Annotated in this window: 11 protein-coding genes; 6 read left to right on the forward strand and 5 right to left on the reverse strand. The window is 52.7% G+C overall.

The genetic code is table 11. The features are described 5' to 3' along the window. From DDY07_RS05725 to DDY07_RS05745, 5 genes are all read left to right on the forward strand, one after another. On the forward strand, nucleotides 1–996 hold the full coding sequence (locus DDY07_RS05725) for an HD domain-containing phosphohydrolase (protein WP_171695158.1): 996 nt from the start codon (nucleotides 1–3) through the stop codon (nucleotides 994–996). 171 nt (nucleotides 997–1,167) lie between these two features. Next, nucleotides 1,168–2,331: an ABC transporter permease gene (locus DDY07_RS05730; RefSeq protein ID WP_171695159.1), complete on the forward strand. Its 1,164-nt coding sequence runs from the start codon at nucleotides 1,168–1,170 to the stop codon at nucleotides 2,329–2,331. A gap of 2 nt (nucleotides 2,332–2,333) precedes the next feature. Further along, entirely contained in the window at nucleotides 2,334–3,125 is a 792-nt protein-coding gene (locus DDY07_RS05735; protein ID WP_026600391.1) for an ABC transporter ATP-binding protein, read from the forward strand. Then, nucleotides 3,122–4,114 carry an MlaD family protein gene (locus tag DDY07_RS05740; RefSeq protein WP_171695160.1) on the forward strand — a complete coding sequence of 331 codons (993 nt, stop codon included), beginning with the start codon at nucleotides 3,122–3,124 and terminating at the stop codon, nucleotides 4,112–4,114. Before DDY07_RS05735 ends, DDY07_RS05740 begins: the two co-directional genes overlap by 4 nt. Before the next feature lie 32 nt (nucleotides 4,115–4,146). Then, the gene (locus DDY07_RS05745; protein WP_165786325.1) at nucleotides 4,147–4,740 is read left to right on the forward strand and encodes a membrane integrity-associated transporter subunit PqiC; all 594 of its coding nucleotides are present in this window, start codon (nucleotides 4,147–4,149) and stop codon (nucleotides 4,738–4,740) included. A 62-nt stretch (nucleotides 4,741–4,802) separates the two neighbouring features. Here DDY07_RS05745 and DDY07_RS05750 read toward each other — a convergent pair whose 3' ends face one another. The 5 genes from DDY07_RS05750 to DDY07_RS05770 all read right to left on the reverse strand — a co-directional run bounded on the left by DDY07_RS05750 (nucleotide 4,803) and on the right by DDY07_RS05770 (nucleotide 15,402). Then, entirely contained in the window at nucleotides 4,803–6,974 is a 2,172-nt protein-coding gene (locus DDY07_RS05750) for a CHASE2 domain-containing protein (protein ID WP_171695161.1), read from the reverse strand. A gap of 108 nt (nucleotides 6,975–7,082) precedes the next feature. Further along, nucleotides 7,083–7,604 carry a hypothetical protein gene (locus DDY07_RS05755; RefSeq protein WP_171695162.1) on the reverse strand — a complete coding sequence of 174 codons (522 nt, stop codon included), beginning with the start codon at nucleotides 7,602–7,604 and terminating at the stop codon, nucleotides 7,083–7,085. A 48-nt stretch (nucleotides 7,605–7,652) separates the two neighbouring features. Then, nucleotides 7,653–11,039 (reverse strand): TonB-dependent receptor, encoded by a 3,387-nt coding sequence (locus tag DDY07_RS05760; RefSeq protein ID WP_171695163.1) that lies wholly within the window; start codon nucleotides 11,037–11,039, stop codon nucleotides 7,653–7,655. Nucleotides 11,040–11,193: 154 nt separating this feature from the next. Next, nucleotides 11,194–11,859 (reverse strand): Crp/Fnr family transcriptional regulator, encoded by a 666-nt coding sequence (locus DDY07_RS05765; protein ID WP_171695164.1) that lies wholly within the window; start codon nucleotides 11,857–11,859, stop codon nucleotides 11,194–11,196. A 225-nt stretch (nucleotides 11,860–12,084) separates the two neighbouring features. Further along, nucleotides 12,085–15,402 carry an EAL domain-containing protein gene (locus tag DDY07_RS05770; RefSeq protein WP_171695165.1) on the reverse strand — a complete coding sequence of 1,106 codons (3,318 nt, stop codon included), beginning with the start codon at nucleotides 15,400–15,402 and terminating at the stop codon, nucleotides 12,085–12,087. A gap of 620 nt (nucleotides 15,403–16,022) precedes the next feature. Here DDY07_RS05770 and DDY07_RS05775 point away from each other — a divergent pair. Further along, a complete protein-coding gene (locus tag DDY07_RS05775) occupies nucleotides 16,023–16,205 on the forward strand; it encodes a hypothetical protein (RefSeq protein ID WP_171695166.1) in 183 nt (60 codons plus the stop codon). Nucleotides 16,206–16,240 lie beyond the last annotated feature (35 nt).

Here is a 16,240-nt window from a genome sequence, read left to right on the forward strand (position 1 = left end):
ATGCCTAATAATCCGATTTTGATCGTGGATGACGAACCCGCGAATTTGGCGATACTTCGTGAAATTCTGGAGCCTACCTATCGTTTGGTGTTTGCGCGTAACGGTGAGGAAACCCTGCTGGCAGTTGCCAAACACCGGCCGAGTTTAATTTTGCTAGATATTCAGATGCCGGATATGAACGGCTACCAAGTTTGTCGGGCTTTGAAAGCCGATCCGGTCACCGAAACCATCCCGGTCATATTCGTCACGGCTTTATCCGACTTGGGCGATGAAGAGCAAGGGTTTGCGGTGGGTTGTGTGGATTACTTGAGTAAGCCTGTTGTACCCAGTCTGGTGCGGGCGCGAGTAAAAACCCATTTATCATTGGTAAGAGCGACGCAGTTGGAAAAAAGCCACCGCGACGCCATCTATATGTTGGGCGAAGCCGGCCACTATAACGACAACGATACCGGGGTACATATTTGGCGGATGGCCGCTTATGCTAAAGCCTTGGCCTTAAATGTCGGCTGGACGTGTGCCGATGCCGAATTGCTGGAGTTTGCCGCGACGATGCATGATACCGGCAAAATCGGCGTGCCCGATGCGGTACTGAGTAAACCGGGTGCGCTGGATGAAGACGAATGGCGCATCATGCGCCGGCATTGCCAGATTGGTTACGATATTCTATCGAAAAGCGATGCACCGATTTTTAAACTGGCGGCCGAAGTGGCCTTGTCGCATCACGAAAAATGGGACGGCACCGGCTACCCGAATGGGCTGGCTAACCTCAATATTCCCGAATCGGTGCGTATCGTCGGGGTGGCCGACGTGTTCGACGCGCTGACCATGCGCCGGCCTTATAAAGAAGCATGGCCGGTCGATAAGGCGGTCGCGACTATCCGCGAAGGCGCCGCGCAGCATTTCGATCCGGCGATGGTGACCTGTTTTCTGGACATCCAACCGCAAATTTTGCAAATCAAGGCCGACTGGGAAACGCGCGAATTGGCGAAAATTTGATAGATACTGATAAGCTTTTTGCTGCCGACATGCCGATTTTGAAGATGCAGGGCTATTCAGTCAGAGCAGTTGCTCCCGGCAATTTTTAGGAAAAATACTTCTCAGTCGGCTATTGCCATGCGTCGGTGTTCTGCGCATACTTGCGGCTAAGTTTTATCAGTATCAACAGGGATGAAAACGTCAAAAATCCTACCGCCAGCCATCAATAGTGCTCCAAGCTGCGCCATCAGCGCGATTCGCCAGGCAAAGACTTTGGAAATCTCGCTGTCCGGAGACTGGGTGCTGGATGCGCAATTACCCGCTTTGGAACCCATACTCGCGCAGATTGAAACCCAGGCTATCGAAAAAATTGTCGTGTCTACGGCGGCGCTTGGCCGTTGGGACAGCATGTTGGTGACGGAATTAATTAAGCTAATTGATTACGCCGAGCAAAAACAGGTGGCTGTGGATAAGACCAGCTTGCCGGCATCGATTCAAGGCTTGTTGGCTCTGGTTGCCGCCGTGCCGGAGCGCGTCGATGCGCACCGCGAGCAAACCCAGAGGTCGTGGTCGCAGGCTTTGGCGGTCAGCACCGGAAAAGCCATTCAGCATGGCAAGGAGATGTTGATTTTTGTCGGGGAAATGATGATCAGCATCTTCGCTACGCTGCGCGGACAAGCCCACTTTCGCCGCCAGGATTTATGGCTGTATATTCAAGAGTGCGGGCCGTCGGCGTTGCCTATCGTCACCTTGATCAGCTTGTTGGTGGGGCTGATTCTGGCCTTCGTCGGCGCGGTGCAGTTGTCTTTGTTCGGCGCGCAAATTTACATTGCTAACCTGGTTAGTCTGGGTATGACCCGGGAAATGGGCGGTTTGATGACGGCCATTATTATGTCCGGCCGCACCGGCGCCGCGTATGCCGCGCAGATTGGCACGATGCACGTCAACAGCGAAATCGATGCGTTAAAAACCATGAACCTGGACCCGATGGCGTTTCTGGTGTTGCCGCGCATGTTGGCCTTGATCATCATCATGCCGCTTTTATGTCTTTATGCCGATTTGATGGGCATCATCGGCGGCGGCTTTGTGACGGTGAATTTTTTTGACGTGTCGCTGACCGAGTATCTGGACCGCACCGCCCATGCCGTGAAGATGAAGGATTTTATAATCGGTTTTGTGAAGTGCTCGGTGTTCGGGATTTTGATTGCGCTATCGGGTTGCATGCGCGGCATGCAATGCGGCCGCAGCGCCTCGGCGGTCGGCGATGCCGGCACGTCGGCGGTGGTAACCGCCATCGTGTTTATCGTCGTTGCGGACTCGGTGATGACCATCATCTGCAACCGGCTGGGGATTTAGCCATGGCCGAGGCCTGCATCACAGTCAAAGACCTGACCATGACTTACGGCGATTTCGTGATTCAGCGCGATCTAAATTTTACGATCAATCGCGGCGACGTGTTTATCATCATGGGCGGTAACGGCTGCGGAAAAACCACTCTGCTGCGGCATATGATAGGCTTGAAATCGCCGGCAAAAGGCGACGTTTGTTATGGCGAGCAAGGGCTATGGCAAGCCAATCCCAAAGCCCGCCAGCAGATTCTGGCGCGTACCGGGGTGTTGTTTCAAAGCGGTGCTTTGCTCAGCTCGATGACCTTAGCCGAAAACGTAGCGCTGCCGATTACCGAAGCCACCCAGTTGCCACCTAAAAAGGTGCGGGAGATTGTCTCCTATAAATTAGCTTTGGTTGGCTTGGCCGGATTTGAAGATTATTATCCCTCCGAGCTCAGCGGCGGCATGCAGAAGCGCGCCGGCCTGGCGCGAGCCATGGCCTTGGATCCGGAGATTCTATTTTTCGACGAACCCTCGGCTGGGCTTGATCCCATCACCGCCAAATTGCTGGACGATCTGATTCTAAGTTTGAGTAGCGCTTTGTCGGCCACCATCGTCGTGGTCACTCACGATCTGGACAGTATTTTCGCGATTGGCAACAACTCGGTATTTCTGGATGCGGAAACCCGCACCAATATCGACGGTGGTTCCCCGCAAAAACTGCTGCACGAATCCAAACACCCCAACGTGATTCGATTTTTAAATCGCGGCGACCAAACCGAGCAAAATAGCAATCATAGACACATGAGGAGTCCGGCGTGAGCAAACAAGCCAATCCACTCGCCATCGGCGCGTTTTTGGTCGGCGCGTTGATCCTGCTGACGGCGGGCGTGATGATCTTTGGTGGCAGCGATTTTTTTAAGGACAAAAAACGCTTCGTGATTTTTTTCGATTCCGCGTTGAATGGCTTGAATGTCGGCGCGCCGGTTAAATTGCAGGGTGTGCAGATTGGTAACGTCAACGAAATTTCCTTGGTGATGGATTCTGCAACCGGCCGGATTTTCAAGCCGGTGGTGATCGAAATCGACCCGGCCTTGCTGCAGGACTTGTCTGTAGAGCAATCGGGTGGCCACAGTAAAAAACAGCGCATGCAAGACGCACAAAGGCTGATAGATGCTGGTTTGAAGGGCCGGTTAGAGACGCAGAGCTTGCTGACCGGCTTACTCTATGTCGATCTTAATTTTTATAGCGATAAACCGGTCAATCTGATTAAGCTGGATTACAAAAATCTGCCGGAATTGCCCAGCGTGCCGACCACAGTCGACGAAATCCGCAATACCGCCGATGAAATTCTCAATCGCGCGCGTCAGCTGCCGGTCGAGGAGATGATGAAGAATTTGGCGGATACCCTCAGCGAAATGCGTAGTTTGCTGCAATCCGACGACACCAAGCAATCGTTGGCTGCTTTAGCTAAATCCTTACAGGAAACTCAGCGTTTGATGGCGACGTTAAACAATCAGATCGGACCGTTGATGAGCAACGCCAATGGCGCTTTGAGCGATACCCGCACCACCTTGCAGGACTTTAACAAGGAATTGTTGCCGGTGTTGAAAGCCGCCGAACAAAGTCTGAACGCCGCTACCAAGGTGATGGAAGGCTCGCAAAACGCTTTGACCGCTGTCGAAACCTTGGCCGCGCCGGATGCGCAACTGGGGCAAGCCTTGGTGGAAATGCGCAATGCCGCCCGGTCCTTGAAGGATTTAACAGAGTCGCTGGAAAGGCGGCCGGAGTCGTTGATATACGGCAAATAGATTGGGTTGTTAATAGATTTAACCGGATGAATATGAAACACATAATTTATTTGCCAATGCTACTTTCAGCGCTGTTGTTGACCGCTTGCAGTAGTCAGCCGGTGCAGTTTTACATGTTGAGCGCCGAAACCGACACGCCGTCTGTTGCCGCCGTGTTACCGGCCGATACGGTGTTGGGCTTAGGCCCGATTCATTTGCCGGCGTATTTGGACAGGCCGCAGCTAGTCACTGCGCTGAGCGAGCATCAATATGAATTGGACGACCAACATCGCTGGGCTGAACGTCTGGATGACAATATTGCCCGGGTTTTGCGGCTTTCTTTAGCCAAACAACTGGGCATAGACCAAGTGGTTCGCTATCCCTGGACACCGCGTCAGGCTATCGATTACCAAATCAGCTTTGATATTCTCGAGTTACATCAAACCGCCAGCGGCCAAAGCCGCTTCTCCGTGCAATGGCAGTTAAAAAAAGCCGAACAAGTCGTGCTTGGAAAACGCTTCGAATGCAGCGAAGCGGCAGGTAAGGGCGCTGAAGCCAGTGTCGCTGCGCAAAGCCGTTGCTTGACTCGCTTTAGTATTGAATTGGCTCATGAAATTGCCGGACTGGGCTCAATTCTCCACCGTTGAAAGCGGCTAAGATCATCTGATCGTTCTGCTGGAACGCCATTTTTAGGTGTCGCTGCTACGGCTTATTTGCCATCCAACACCACGATTCTGTCCCATGCCAAAGGCGGCATTTCACTATAGTGTAAAGCTTTTTGCAGATAAAAACGGCTGGGTCCGTCGTTGGCGTCGACAACGAGTGCTGCTTGGAATAGGCGAGTGGCCTCCGGCCACCGGCCTTCCTGGAATGCGGCCAAACCGTCGGCAAACAGAGCGTGCATTTTGTTCGATGGGGGATCGCCGCTGATTTTTCCGACGACTTCCACTAGATTCAATGGCTCCGCACGGCCGACGACGCGAAACGTACCTACCGGTCGGGTAACGATGCCCTCTAAGTCGGTTGCGATGCTCTGCGCTGCCAGAATCCGCGTACCTAAATACTTGTTCACCCCCTGAATCCGCGACGCAATGTTGACCGTATCACCAATAGCCCGGTAATGACTGGAGCTGCCGGCGTCCAGGCTGCCCAGCGTTAGATCCCCTTCATGCAAGCCGATGCGGGTGGCGAGTGGTTCCTGGCTGGAGGAGAGGTTGAAAGACGCCACCGCCGTGGCCATTTCCAGCGCGGCCAAGCAGGCGCTGCGGCGTTGTTGCGTTGCCGGCGCATCGAACCACACCGCCATCATCGCGTCGCCGGTGACATCGGCGATCACGCCTTCGTGCGACACTACCGGATGACCTAGCACTTGGTAATAGGTATTCAATAACTCCCACATTTCCCGAGGCGAGTGTTGGGCGGCGATGGTGGTATAGCCTTCGATGTCGGTAGCCAGACATAAACCGGAAACATCTTTTTCACTTCTAGCGATGCCGGCATTAGCGGTTTCCGTCCATTGTCCCGGCGCCGCGGGTAACATGCCGACCCATTGCGGAAACACTCTACTGACGAATTCAAGTATCCGCCCGCGTTCGCGCATTAAGTCGTAGCGCGACCACGCCAAGCTCAGCAGCCAGGAAAGCGGCAATTGAATCAATATTGGCCCAGCGACCGGCAACCACCAATAGCGTTGCCCGAACAACCAGACAGCCGAGCCGGCGTAAGCCGAGGCAATGACCAGACTGAGGACAATGCCGGGCCAACCGGCAAAACCGACTAGCAACAGAGCGATAAGCAGGCCGAATACGCTTGATAGTAACCAGCCCGGCGCGGGTATTTCGATAAAACGGTCTTCCAGCAAGTTGGCGAATTGCGTGGCCATGATTTCCACGCCGGCCATTTTGCCGGTGCGCGAGTCGGAATAGGGGGTGGGGAAAAAGTCGGATTTGCCCGGCGAAAACTGGCGATTGGCGCGACCCACGAATATCACTTTGCCTTGCAAGTCTTCGACCTTGCCTTCGTAAACATCGGCGTAGGATTCCATTCTGAGCGTGCGCGGTGGGCCATAGTAATTTAGGTAGCGGCTATCGCCTTCGCAGATCAATTGCTTGGCGCGGTTATCCAGTTTCGCTGAATCAGGAGTTGGGGTTGCACATGCTCGGCGCTGCGCAGTTAACCAAGCCGACAAGGGCTTTTCATCGGGATTATCGCTGCTTGCTTGTTGGTAATAAAACCAGGCCAAGACTGGTAGGCTGGGTGCTTCGGCGAGCGCATCGTAAAAAGTCCAGGACTCGCGGATACTGGCGTTTTCAGAGTCGTTAATCAGATAAAACGGCGCACTATCCAATGCTGCCCGGGCAATCGCTGGCGTTGGAGACAGTTTGCGCATGACTACCAGCTGCTCGGATAAGCTTGTCGCTGGTTCGCCTTCGCGGGAAATGGCAGGCATTTTATTGCGGTCCGAACATTCTTCCCGCCCGTAAAAGTCCTCGACACCTCGGCGAAATTTTTGCACGCATTCATTGATCAATACCTTGCCGGCGGTGCGCATCGCATCAGCCAACATAGGGTCCACGCTGGGATTGGGGGCGATAAATTGCAGATCGAACACGATCAAACTCGCGCCTTGGCGGTTAAGTTGATCAATCAGTTTTTTATGAAACCCGCGCCAGCGGGTCAAGTCTTGGCCCACGCCCAAGCGGGTCTCGGACGCTTCGTCCATCGCGACAATTACCATTTGATTGGGTGGTGTTTGCGGGCCGCGGATTTTGAATAAGGTGTGCAAACCCAGTTCGCTTTCTGTATCGAAAGCTGAATCTACCAGCGTACTTAGCAAAAACCCCAGAAGGGTAATAACGGCGATGCGGAACGGACGGGCCATAACAAGTTTGCCAGTCGCTGGAAAGGCTTGAAAGGGGCTTTAAATTTGGTGGACCGCAGAGGCGAGTCCACCAACAATCATTTGCAGGGCTAGTCTTGAAATGCTTATTTATTGGAAAGCGGCATCGATTTCTTCTTGTGTGTAGCAGATTTCATATTGGTCGCCGTTTACGTAATAAGTATTGCAATATGATCCCTCAAATACCGCCTTTACCGACACAAAAAACTTGGCTTTAACTTCTTTATTATTTTTTAAAATCACGCCGTCAATAGGGCCGGCGATTTTCATCGCGTTCATTACTGCTTCGTCTACGCTAATAATTTGACTTTGACAATCTCCAGAAACTGGCCCTGTTGCATGATTATTTTGTCGAGCATCTCTGCTGGTAGCACCATCTTTGCCGAGTGTGGGTGATTTAGTGCAAGGCTTGACTTCTTTGCCAGTTAGAGAATCAATTACAACAGATTGACCTGTTTTAAAATTAACACCTTCTGCCATTATCGCTGTTTGTTTTAGCAGTGTCGGTACTGAAGGGCTCTGTTTTACTGGCGGTGTATGTTCTGTTTTTTTATCGCACGCAATGATTAAAGTACTCGTTAATAGAATGGTCGCCGCTTGCATTTTTTTCATTATATTTCTCCTGTTTTCAAAAAAGCCTGATTGAAATTAGCCGGCAAATTAATAAAACAAACTCAATTTGACGAATAATTGCCGCTCAGGGATAAAAGGGCTAAGTTGGGGGCCGCTGGCGTCGAATACGCTTTGGTAAACAAAGTTGTTGTCGAATAAGTTACGGCCTTCCAGCGCTAGCGTGCCCAATCTATTGGGAAGGCGATAGCCCAGCATGGCATCGAAAACCCAGAAGCTTTCGCTATCCCCTGTAAACGCGGATGTGCCGCGGGGAAGGCCGTTTAAAGACCTAACGGATGTGACATGCTGATCTACAAAGGTGCCGGACAATTTGGCGAAAAGGCCGGAGTCATGAAACAGATTAATGGACAAGGGCATCTGATGAGAGGCGATACTGCGTGGATTCGTTCGGTCCTCATTATTTGTGACAAATTCGCGTTTGAATTTCTCGAAACGATATTCGCTCTTTAAGGATAACCAATCGCTTGGTGACCAGTAAAGGTAAGCCATATGCGTTGCTTCATTACGGCTAAATTGCGAGGAAATATTGTTAATCGACTGCTGACTGTCTCGCCAGCTAACTTCGCCACCTATAAATAGGCTGTGCGTAGGTTTATAATCAATGCCTGCTGCATATTGCCACGCGGCAGCACCATTATTCTCGTCGTAGAATTGATTGAAACCGGCTACTTGTGTGGGTTCTATAGTTTGATTATTGGTTAGTGGTCTTTTGATGGTCCGGAATACTGCGCTGCGTAAGGTCAGGTTTTGCGTGGGAGTCCAAATAAGGCCAAGCTTGGGGTTCAATTGATATTTCTTAAACGCGCCAACTTCATAAGAGTCATAACTCAGGCCTAAAGTTGTATTTAAATTATATGAAAATTTATATTTTAAATAACTGTAAATATTGAAATATTCTGTTTGTTGCTCAGTTTGGCTGTTGGGTCCATTAAGAACAACTCTGCCTCTCCTTAAAAGGCTTTTCGATAGAGCATCATTGTCAGAGTTAATATAACCAACTCCGCTGGTAATTTCATAGTTTGCGCTATTGAAAAAGTGCTGTAATTCGGTTTGATAGCTTTTAATATCAGAAGTAATATCTGTAAAGCTTTCAAATAGTCCTGCGGGTATTTTATCGTTTACTATATATTTCCTCGTCGTGTAGAAAGAGGAGAATAACAGCTCTTGGTGATTGTCTATTCGGTAATGTGTGCCCAGTCGCGCCGTGTCTTGCTCAATTACTTGCCCTAGGTTTATAGCGTGAAAGCCATTCAACCGAAATGGTGTATCCCCACTTCGAACATCCTCGGTCTTTAACTCGACCTGCACATTCAAATCCTGGGTGATGGCATACTGGGCAAAGGCATTGTAGATGTCTTGTTTGTAGTCGTCGTTTTGCCGAAAGCCGTCGGTTTGATAATGAAATTGCCCAAAACTCATCGACAGTTTGTCGTACACGCCGGAGACGATGGCATTATCGGTAAGGGTGTTGCGGCTGCCGTAGGCGCCGTTTAAAACCATATGCGCGCCGTTGCCGGTGTATAAGGAATCGTACTCGTTGACCGATAAGCTGCCTGGCCCGGTACTGTTCAGAATGCCGATATTTTCGCCGGTCAGTTGCGGCTGTACCGGGGTGATATTAATGGGTTGCAGCAATTGCGCCTGCAATAGTTCACTGGCGCGGGCGACGCGGTAGCGCGGTTGACCGACGTAAGCATCCGAAAGAAAACGGTGCGCGGACGGATCGGTGGCATCGTGGCCCAAAGACTTCCAGGCATCCTTTAAGGCCACCCGGCCAAAACCCAGATCGTTATAGATACGTGCCAGATTGGCGGTGCGGGCCGCAGCGTCTTCGTCCAGCAGCAGCTTCGAGCGATATACGCCACGGTTTTCGTTCAGTTCTATCGACTGTTGCATGTCGCGCAGCGCTTCGACCGGACGATTCAAGGATTGCTTGCGTAGTGAGTCGTAAAAATACGGCGTGGGGTCTTTCGGGTCGTGTTGCTTCGCCAGATCGAATTGATCGCCGGCCAACGCCGGGCGTTTTTCTTCGTAATAGGCTTTACCCAGATAGCTGCGTAACAATGAATTATTCGGGTCCAGAATGGCGGCGATTTCCAGATCGCGGCGACCGGCTTCCAGGTCGCCGCTACGGGTTTTCGTTAGACCCAAACCCAGTCTCGGTAGTGGCGCGGTAGAATCAAGTTGTACGGCGGATTCGAAATGCCGCAAGGCTAGAGCGGTATCCACTCTGAATAATTGCGAAAAGCCCTGCACAGTTTGGGTTCTTTCCAGATTTGGAGCCAGCATAAACGCCTTGGTTGCCGATTCTGCGCTTTCAGTGCGCAGGCCCAGGGCCAATTGCAGTTCGGACAGCCGCGCCCAAGTCATCGCATCGTTAGGTGAGAGCTGACTGGCATGCTGTGCGGCTGCGAGGGCTTTCTCCAGTTCGAATTCGGCTTGTTGGCAGTACGATAATGCTGAGTAAGCGACCGCTGATTGCGGGTTTGCCGTAACCGCACGCTCGGCCAGATTCAACGCATCGGCTTTGCGATTTTGGGTTAGCACCAGAATGCTTTCCAGCGCCAAAGCGTCCGCGTCATTCGTATTGCTGGAGCGCAAGGTTTGGATATCCTGCATCGCTAACTGGCTTTGTCCGGCTGACAGCCTGATTGCCGCGCGGGCTTTCAAAAACTCTGAAGACTGTTCAGCCGGCGGCGTCCGGTCCAAGGCGCTTAGCGCCAAATCGACCCGGCCTTGCCGATAATTCTGAATCGCGGCGCGTAGAGCTGGGGTTATAGCTGGCTCGGAATCTGAGTAGGGCAATAGTGGCGGGTAATACAAGGCCCAATTCACCGCATCGGCGGGTTTAAGATCGATTCGCGCGCGTGGGGCCTGACCCAACAAGGTTTGCCCGGCTTCTCCGGCTTTTAGGTGAATGTCGCCATAGGTATTGAAAAAGCGCACGGCGCCTTCGTACACCCATAATTCTGCGCTGCTATCGTCGGCGCGCAACGCAAACTCGGTGCCTTCCGGGCCGGCGTTAGCAATCGGAGTGGTGATTTGTAACTGCTTGGGGGTGCGGCTGATGAAATGGACAAAGCCTTTCAGCAAATCCAACAATGTCGCTTGATTGGGGGCGATGCCGTTTAAAGTGAGTACGGTGCCCTCGGCAAGACGGAGGGTAATGCCATTGGGTAGCAATAAGGATGCGCGGCTATAGGCTTCGACCCGGATCCGACTACCTTCGCAAAGGGTTTGCTCCAGCTGTGCAGGCTGCCATTGTCCTTTGGCGCCGGCGTCGTAAAACAAACTGCCTTGCAGCGATACCAGTTTGGCGGCTTTTTCCACGCTACAGCTTGCCGCAGTCGCATCGGTTTCCGCCAAACACATTGGCGTAAATAAAACCATGAAGCAAATCACAAGGCAGCGCATTTTATCTCCGAAAGGTGTTTTTTTTTCGGATGATAAAGTCTGAAACCCTAACTGATCAAGGTAATAATTAACTTTGCTCTGGATTTTCTTGTTTTTGTCAATTGGCCCGATGTGCAGTAGCCATGATGCGTTATCGACAATCGCTATACACAGCTCACCATGAGGCCGGCGGGGTGGTTTCGATTCTGAGGATTTTTTCATCCACGCTGATATAACCGCCTTTGGTCAGTTCTTTCATCACTTTGTTAATCATTTCCCGAGATGAACCCACCATGGTCGCCAGCTCTTGCTGAGTGGGGCGGTTATGAATCACGTAGACGTCGCCTTCCTTTTCCGCCATGTCTTGCAGCACCTTAATGGTACGTTCGTAAACATTCGACAAGGCCATTTGTTTGACTTTCTCGGTCAGGAATCTGACTTTTTCCGACAATACTTTAAGTAAGGCAATCGCCGCATCGGGGTGTAGTTTCAACCAGTGGATGAAATCGGTTTTGGCGATGACCGCACACACGGTTTTTTCCTGCGCTTCCACCGCGGCGGAACGCGGTTCGTCGCTGAGCAAGGCCAGTTCGCCGAAATACGAGCCGGCCTCCTGTATCAATAAGGTGACCTCCTTGTCTTTGTCGTTACTGCCAAACACCCGCACCTTGCCGGACAAAATAATGTACAGCGAACTGGTCTGGTCGCCCTCGGCGATAATCATGGCCTTTTTCGGAAATTTAATGACCTTGGCCCTGGATGCCAAAGCTTCCAAAGCCTCCTCGGGCAGATCGGCGAGAAAGGGGATGTGGTTCAGACTGGCGATGACTTCTGCTTGCATGATGAGGCTATAACCGCTTGGTTTAGTAGAGTGCCGCTTTTGATAACGGTCTGGTTTGTATGTGACGCCTAGCTTACTAAGTTTGCGTCATGATAGTGAAGTATTTCACAGATTGTCGGCCAATTAAATCACAGACATACCCCTTTTACGGCGGCAGCGGGAATAGAGCTCGGCGCATTGGCGAACTTCAACTTTGCAAAAGCCATCCCGCCAAGCGCCTGCCGTTTATACCCAGCTTTTGCCGGTACGCAGCAAGACCTCGAATGCTGATGCCGGTAATGGTTTGCTGAAGTAATAGCCTTGTATCTCGTCACAGTGGTGTTCGCGCAGAAACTGGCAGTGTTGTTCGGTTTCCACGCCTTCGGCGATCACCTTGAACGCCAGGTTGTGCGCCAGTGCAATCACCGCCAATACAATAGTGGCATCTTCCGGATCGGTGAGCATGTCGCGCACGAAGGATTGATCAATTTTCAGGGTATCTACGCGAAATCGTTTCAAGTAGCTGAGGCTGGAATAGCCGGTACCGAAATCGTCTATGGACAGCTTCACCCCGGCGGTCCGGAGCTGACTAAAAGTGGCGATGACCTTCTCGACATCCTGAGCGATCAAACTCTCGGTCAGTTCCAGTTCGAGTTGAGAGGCCGGTAGACCGGTGTCTTCGAGCGTATTCATCACCCAACTGATCACATCCTGCTGTAGAAACTGGCGCGCGGATATGTTGACCGCCACACAGACCGGCGGCAAACCGGCGTCTGTCCAGGCTTTTGCCTGAGCGCAAGCCGCGCGCAACGCCCAATCGCCTATCGGGACGATCAGCCCGGAGTCCTCGGCGATTGGAATGAACTGGGCGGGAGAGACCGCACCCATCTCGGGATGTTGCCAGCGCAATAAGGCTTCGCAGCCGGAAATTTGCCCGTTTTTCAGGTTGACCTTGGGTTGGTAGACCAACTGAAACTGTCCCGCCGCCAACGCTTCCCGCAAGCGTGTTTCTATATTGACACGGCGCAGGGTTTCCTCGCTCATCTCGCGGGTGAAGAATTGACAGGTGTTGCGGCCTAGGTCCTTGGCGCGGTACATAGCCACGTCAGCGTTGTCGATCAGCGCCTCGGCGGTTTCGCCGTCCTGCGGGAATACGCTGACGCCAATGCTCACGGACAAATGGATATTACGCCCCTGAACCAGGAGCGGACAATCAAGATGCCTGACCACTTTTTGGGCGAGGAAATAGGCATCGCTATCTTTATTTAAATCAGTCAGCAAAATTAGAAATTCGTCACCACCCAGGCGAGACACGGTATCACCATCCCTGACCAGGCTGCCTAGCCGCTCGGCGGCGACCTTCAGCACCGCGTCGCCGAATGGATGGCCGTAGCCGTCGTTAACTATCTTGAAGCGATCCAGATCCAGATAGAGTAGTGCCAGCTGATTGCCGGCGCGGCGCGCGTGGGCGATGGCTTGGGCAATGCGGTCCTGGATCAGGTCGCGGTTGGGCAGGCCGGTGAGGCCGTCGTAGGTGGCCAGATAGCGAATCTGAAGCTCGGCCTGTTTGCGCGCGGTGATGTCCTGAATGGCACCTATCATCCGCACACCGCGTCCCGTGTCGTCACAGAGCAATTGGCCGCGATCAAACAAGTCGGCATAGCTGCCGTCCTTGCGCCGAAAACGGTATTCCTCGGACCAGGTGTTCTCGCTGCCGGCTACGGTGGCTTGAAGGTGTGCAACCACGCGGTCGCGGTCGTCGGGGTGAATGCGGCTAGCCCAGAAGTCGAATGAAGGCAAAGTCTCGTCAGTGGTGTAGCCGAACACAATTTGAAAGTTCTCGCTCCACCAGATGTTGTTGCTGGCGAAGTCCCAGTCCCACACGACATCTCCGGTCGCACGGGTGGCGGCGTGGAAGCGGGCTAAGCTTTCACGCAACGCGGCATCCGCGCGTTTTCGTTCCGAGATGTCGTTTAGAAACAGCGTGCGGACTTCCAAGCCGTTGCGTGTAAAAGCCGCCACTCGCAATTCCGCGTCGAACACGCCTTGGGTGCCGACAAATTGAAACGCGCCGGAATCGGGGGTGCTGAGAATCTCGGCCCAATCAGCGTGGCCGTCGGGCGCAAGCACAGCATCGGTGATGGCCTTACCCAGAATGTATTCACGCGCCAGGCCAAACAAACGTTCTGCGGCGGCGTTCCATTCTATAACGGTCAATTGGTGATCCAGGCTAAAGATTGCGGTGTGAGTGGAGTCGAAAATTGCGCCTTTTAAGGCCAGAGAAGCGGCTTGCTGTTCCTTGGCTTCCAGCAGTTGTTTAACGGCCACGGCCATGTGGTCGAGGGCTTCACCCAGAATTTGGGTTTCACGGAACTCGTTCGTGGCGAAAGTGGCGGTCGCCGGGGGTTCCAGTTCGGTATGACCGATGCCGGCGACCCGGCGCTCCAGCGCCGCCAGCGGTTTGCCGAAGCGCCGGGCCATGCGCATCGAAACCAGCACCAGTCCTGCGGTAATTGCCACGCCCATACCGCCCACCTGATACAACTGGCGACGCAGCATGTCTTCGATAAACGATACTTTACGCGAAGTAATGACCAACCAAGACATGCCGCCTTTCAGCGGCATGCGGCGGGCGGCAACCCAGCGTTGCTCGCCTTCCAATAGCATGCGGTCTAGGAATAATTCGCCGGTGAAATTCAGCAAAGGGCTCAAATCGGCAGGCAAGGGCAACGGCGCTCGGCCTACTTGCAACGGATCGCCGATTAGGCGGGGAGCGGCTCCCAACTCCAGGACCTGAAACCGGGAGTGATATTCCGTACCTATGGCGCTTAGAAAGCTATTCAATGCCGGGATGTCGAAGTCAGCATCCAGAACGCCGATCAAACGACCGCCCGCATCTTTTAGCACTTTGCCGTAGCTGAAGCCCCACAAAGGCTCGTTGCCTGTAAATGGCGCCGCCCAGCGGTAAGCCGGAACCCAGGTGTCGCCGCTCGGGCTGCGCAAAGCGGCTGCGTAGAACGCATCGCTGCGGGGATCGTAGTGTTGGTTAAACAGCTGTTGATGGAGCACGAATCCCTGCTCGGTCAATATGAACTTTCGCGCAGGCGGGCCTTCCGTGCGGTCACCCGGGAATAGCCAAAGTAAAATCTCGCCATTTGCAGTCCGTTCCAACGCGCCGTATTCGCCTGAAGCTGCCAAGGAAATGCCCAGATAACTTAATTCCGGGCGTTGTTCGAATGCCGCCAGCGAATATTCCAGTGTCGATTGTAAAGTGGCGCCCGTTACCTCCGGGGCTATCGCGGCACGTTCAGCGGACTCGGCTGTCATCTCCGCCGCGCGAATCAAAATCTGCAGGCGCTCGGTCGCGCGGTCCAGGGTTTCTTTCACCTCCCGCCGGGTGGTTTCTTCAGTGCTGGCGACGCTTTGCCAAGTCATGCCTATTAACAGCGCCAGACCAAGCAACATCACCAAACCCACGATATTGGAAATTAAAACTCGGGTAAATGAAGGAGCAACTGCTTCGGATAATGTTGTCTGTTTCGCGGGTGAAGGCGCGTTATTCATGGTTGTTTGGTCAATGGCTATCGCTGTGAAGTGATCTTGTTAGCGCATCTTGGGCAGTACGCTGCAAAGCTGGAATCGTGTCGAGTTCGGGCAATTGCGCAAGCGGCAGCTCCCGATCAGTTTGGTTCTCGAAAGTCGCCAAATTCTATAAATGCCGTCATTTGTATCAAAGACATTGTCATGCAAATCGGCCCAATTTGTCGCTGCTGCCCCGTTTGGGCTGCATTCGTCGAAGCCTGAGGCGGTTTAAGCCTTCGATAGAGCCTTTACCCTAAAGGCATTTAGGCCAGCGGTATTTTAGGGCCGCGATAATAATTGTAGATGCTGAAGACGATCTTTAAATTTAGCCGGTAAAAAAGTTTCGCAAATTACGCATTCAGCCAAGCTCCGCTTTTAGCGTAGCCGCCATAGCGGCACGAATTCTTGTCGAATGAAAAACTACCGCCATTCGCAGTGGAATTTTTCACAGCTTTCCAGGGTGGCGGACACCTAAAGTATCAATACCCGCTCAAGTTCACAAACCGGTAGATGGGGATGTGGTTCGGCAAGCAATGCTGCCGGTATCGCAGTCGTTGGGCCAGCTATGTGCCGGCCTCATCACTTTATTAAGGAGAAAGACAATGTCTCAAAAATCCAAATTAGATCAAGGTCTGAAGGTGTTGCAACCTGAGGAAATCAGCCAAGTTTCCGGCGGTTTAGTCGATGTCGGAACCGATTTAAGTCAGTTTCCCCGCAAATTCTGGCCGGTCATCAATCCAGGGTCGTTCGTGATTAAAGCCAATGCTGGCTTGGTTGTGCGCTAAATCACTTCCCTGAAGTCATCTTTTATTTTTTGGAG

The sequence above is a fragment of the Methylomonas sp. ZR1 genome (assembly GCF_013141865.1).
In the GTDB taxonomy this organism is placed as follows: Bacteria; Pseudomonadota; Gammaproteobacteria; order Methylococcales; family Methylomonadaceae; genus Methylomonas.

Bases quoted from the DNA above. Each gene is read 5' to 3' on its own strand.
- DDY07_RS05760 (WP_171695163.1), bottom strand. From the start codon at position 11,039: ATGCGCTGCCTTGTGATTTGCTTCATGGTTTTATTTACGCCAATGTGT.
- DDY07_RS05775 (WP_171695166.1), top strand. From the start codon at position 16,023: ATGTCTCAAAAATCCAAATTAGATCAAGGTCTGAAGGTGTTGCAACCT.
- DDY07_RS05730 (WP_171695159.1), top strand. From the start codon at position 1,168: ATGAAAACGTCAAAAATCCTACCGCCAGCCATCAATAGTGCTCCAAGC.
- DDY07_RS05770 (WP_171695165.1), bottom strand. From the start codon at position 15,402: ATGAATAACGCGCCTTCACCCGCGAAACAGACAACATTATCCGAAGCA.
- DDY07_RS05735 (WP_026600391.1), top strand. From the start codon at position 2,334: ATGGCCGAGGCCTGCATCACAGTCAAAGACCTGACCATGACTTACGGC.
- DDY07_RS05755 (WP_171695162.1), bottom strand. From the start codon at position 7,604: ATGAAAAAAATGCAAGCGGCGACCATTCTATTAACGAGTACTTTAATC.
- DDY07_RS05745 (WP_165786325.1), top strand. From the start codon at position 4,147: ATGAAACACATAATTTATTTGCCAATGCTACTTTCAGCGCTGTTGTTG.
- DDY07_RS05725 (WP_171695158.1), top strand. From the start codon at position 1: ATGCCTAATAATCCGATTTTGATCGTGGATGACGAACCCGCGAATTTG.
- DDY07_RS05750 (WP_171695161.1), bottom strand. From the start codon at position 6,974: ATGGCCCGTCCGTTCCGCATCGCCGTTATTACCCTTCTGGGGTTTTTG.
- DDY07_RS05765 (WP_171695164.1), bottom strand. From the start codon at position 11,859: ATGCAAGCAGAAGTCATCGCCAGTCTGAACCACATCCCCTTTCTCGCC.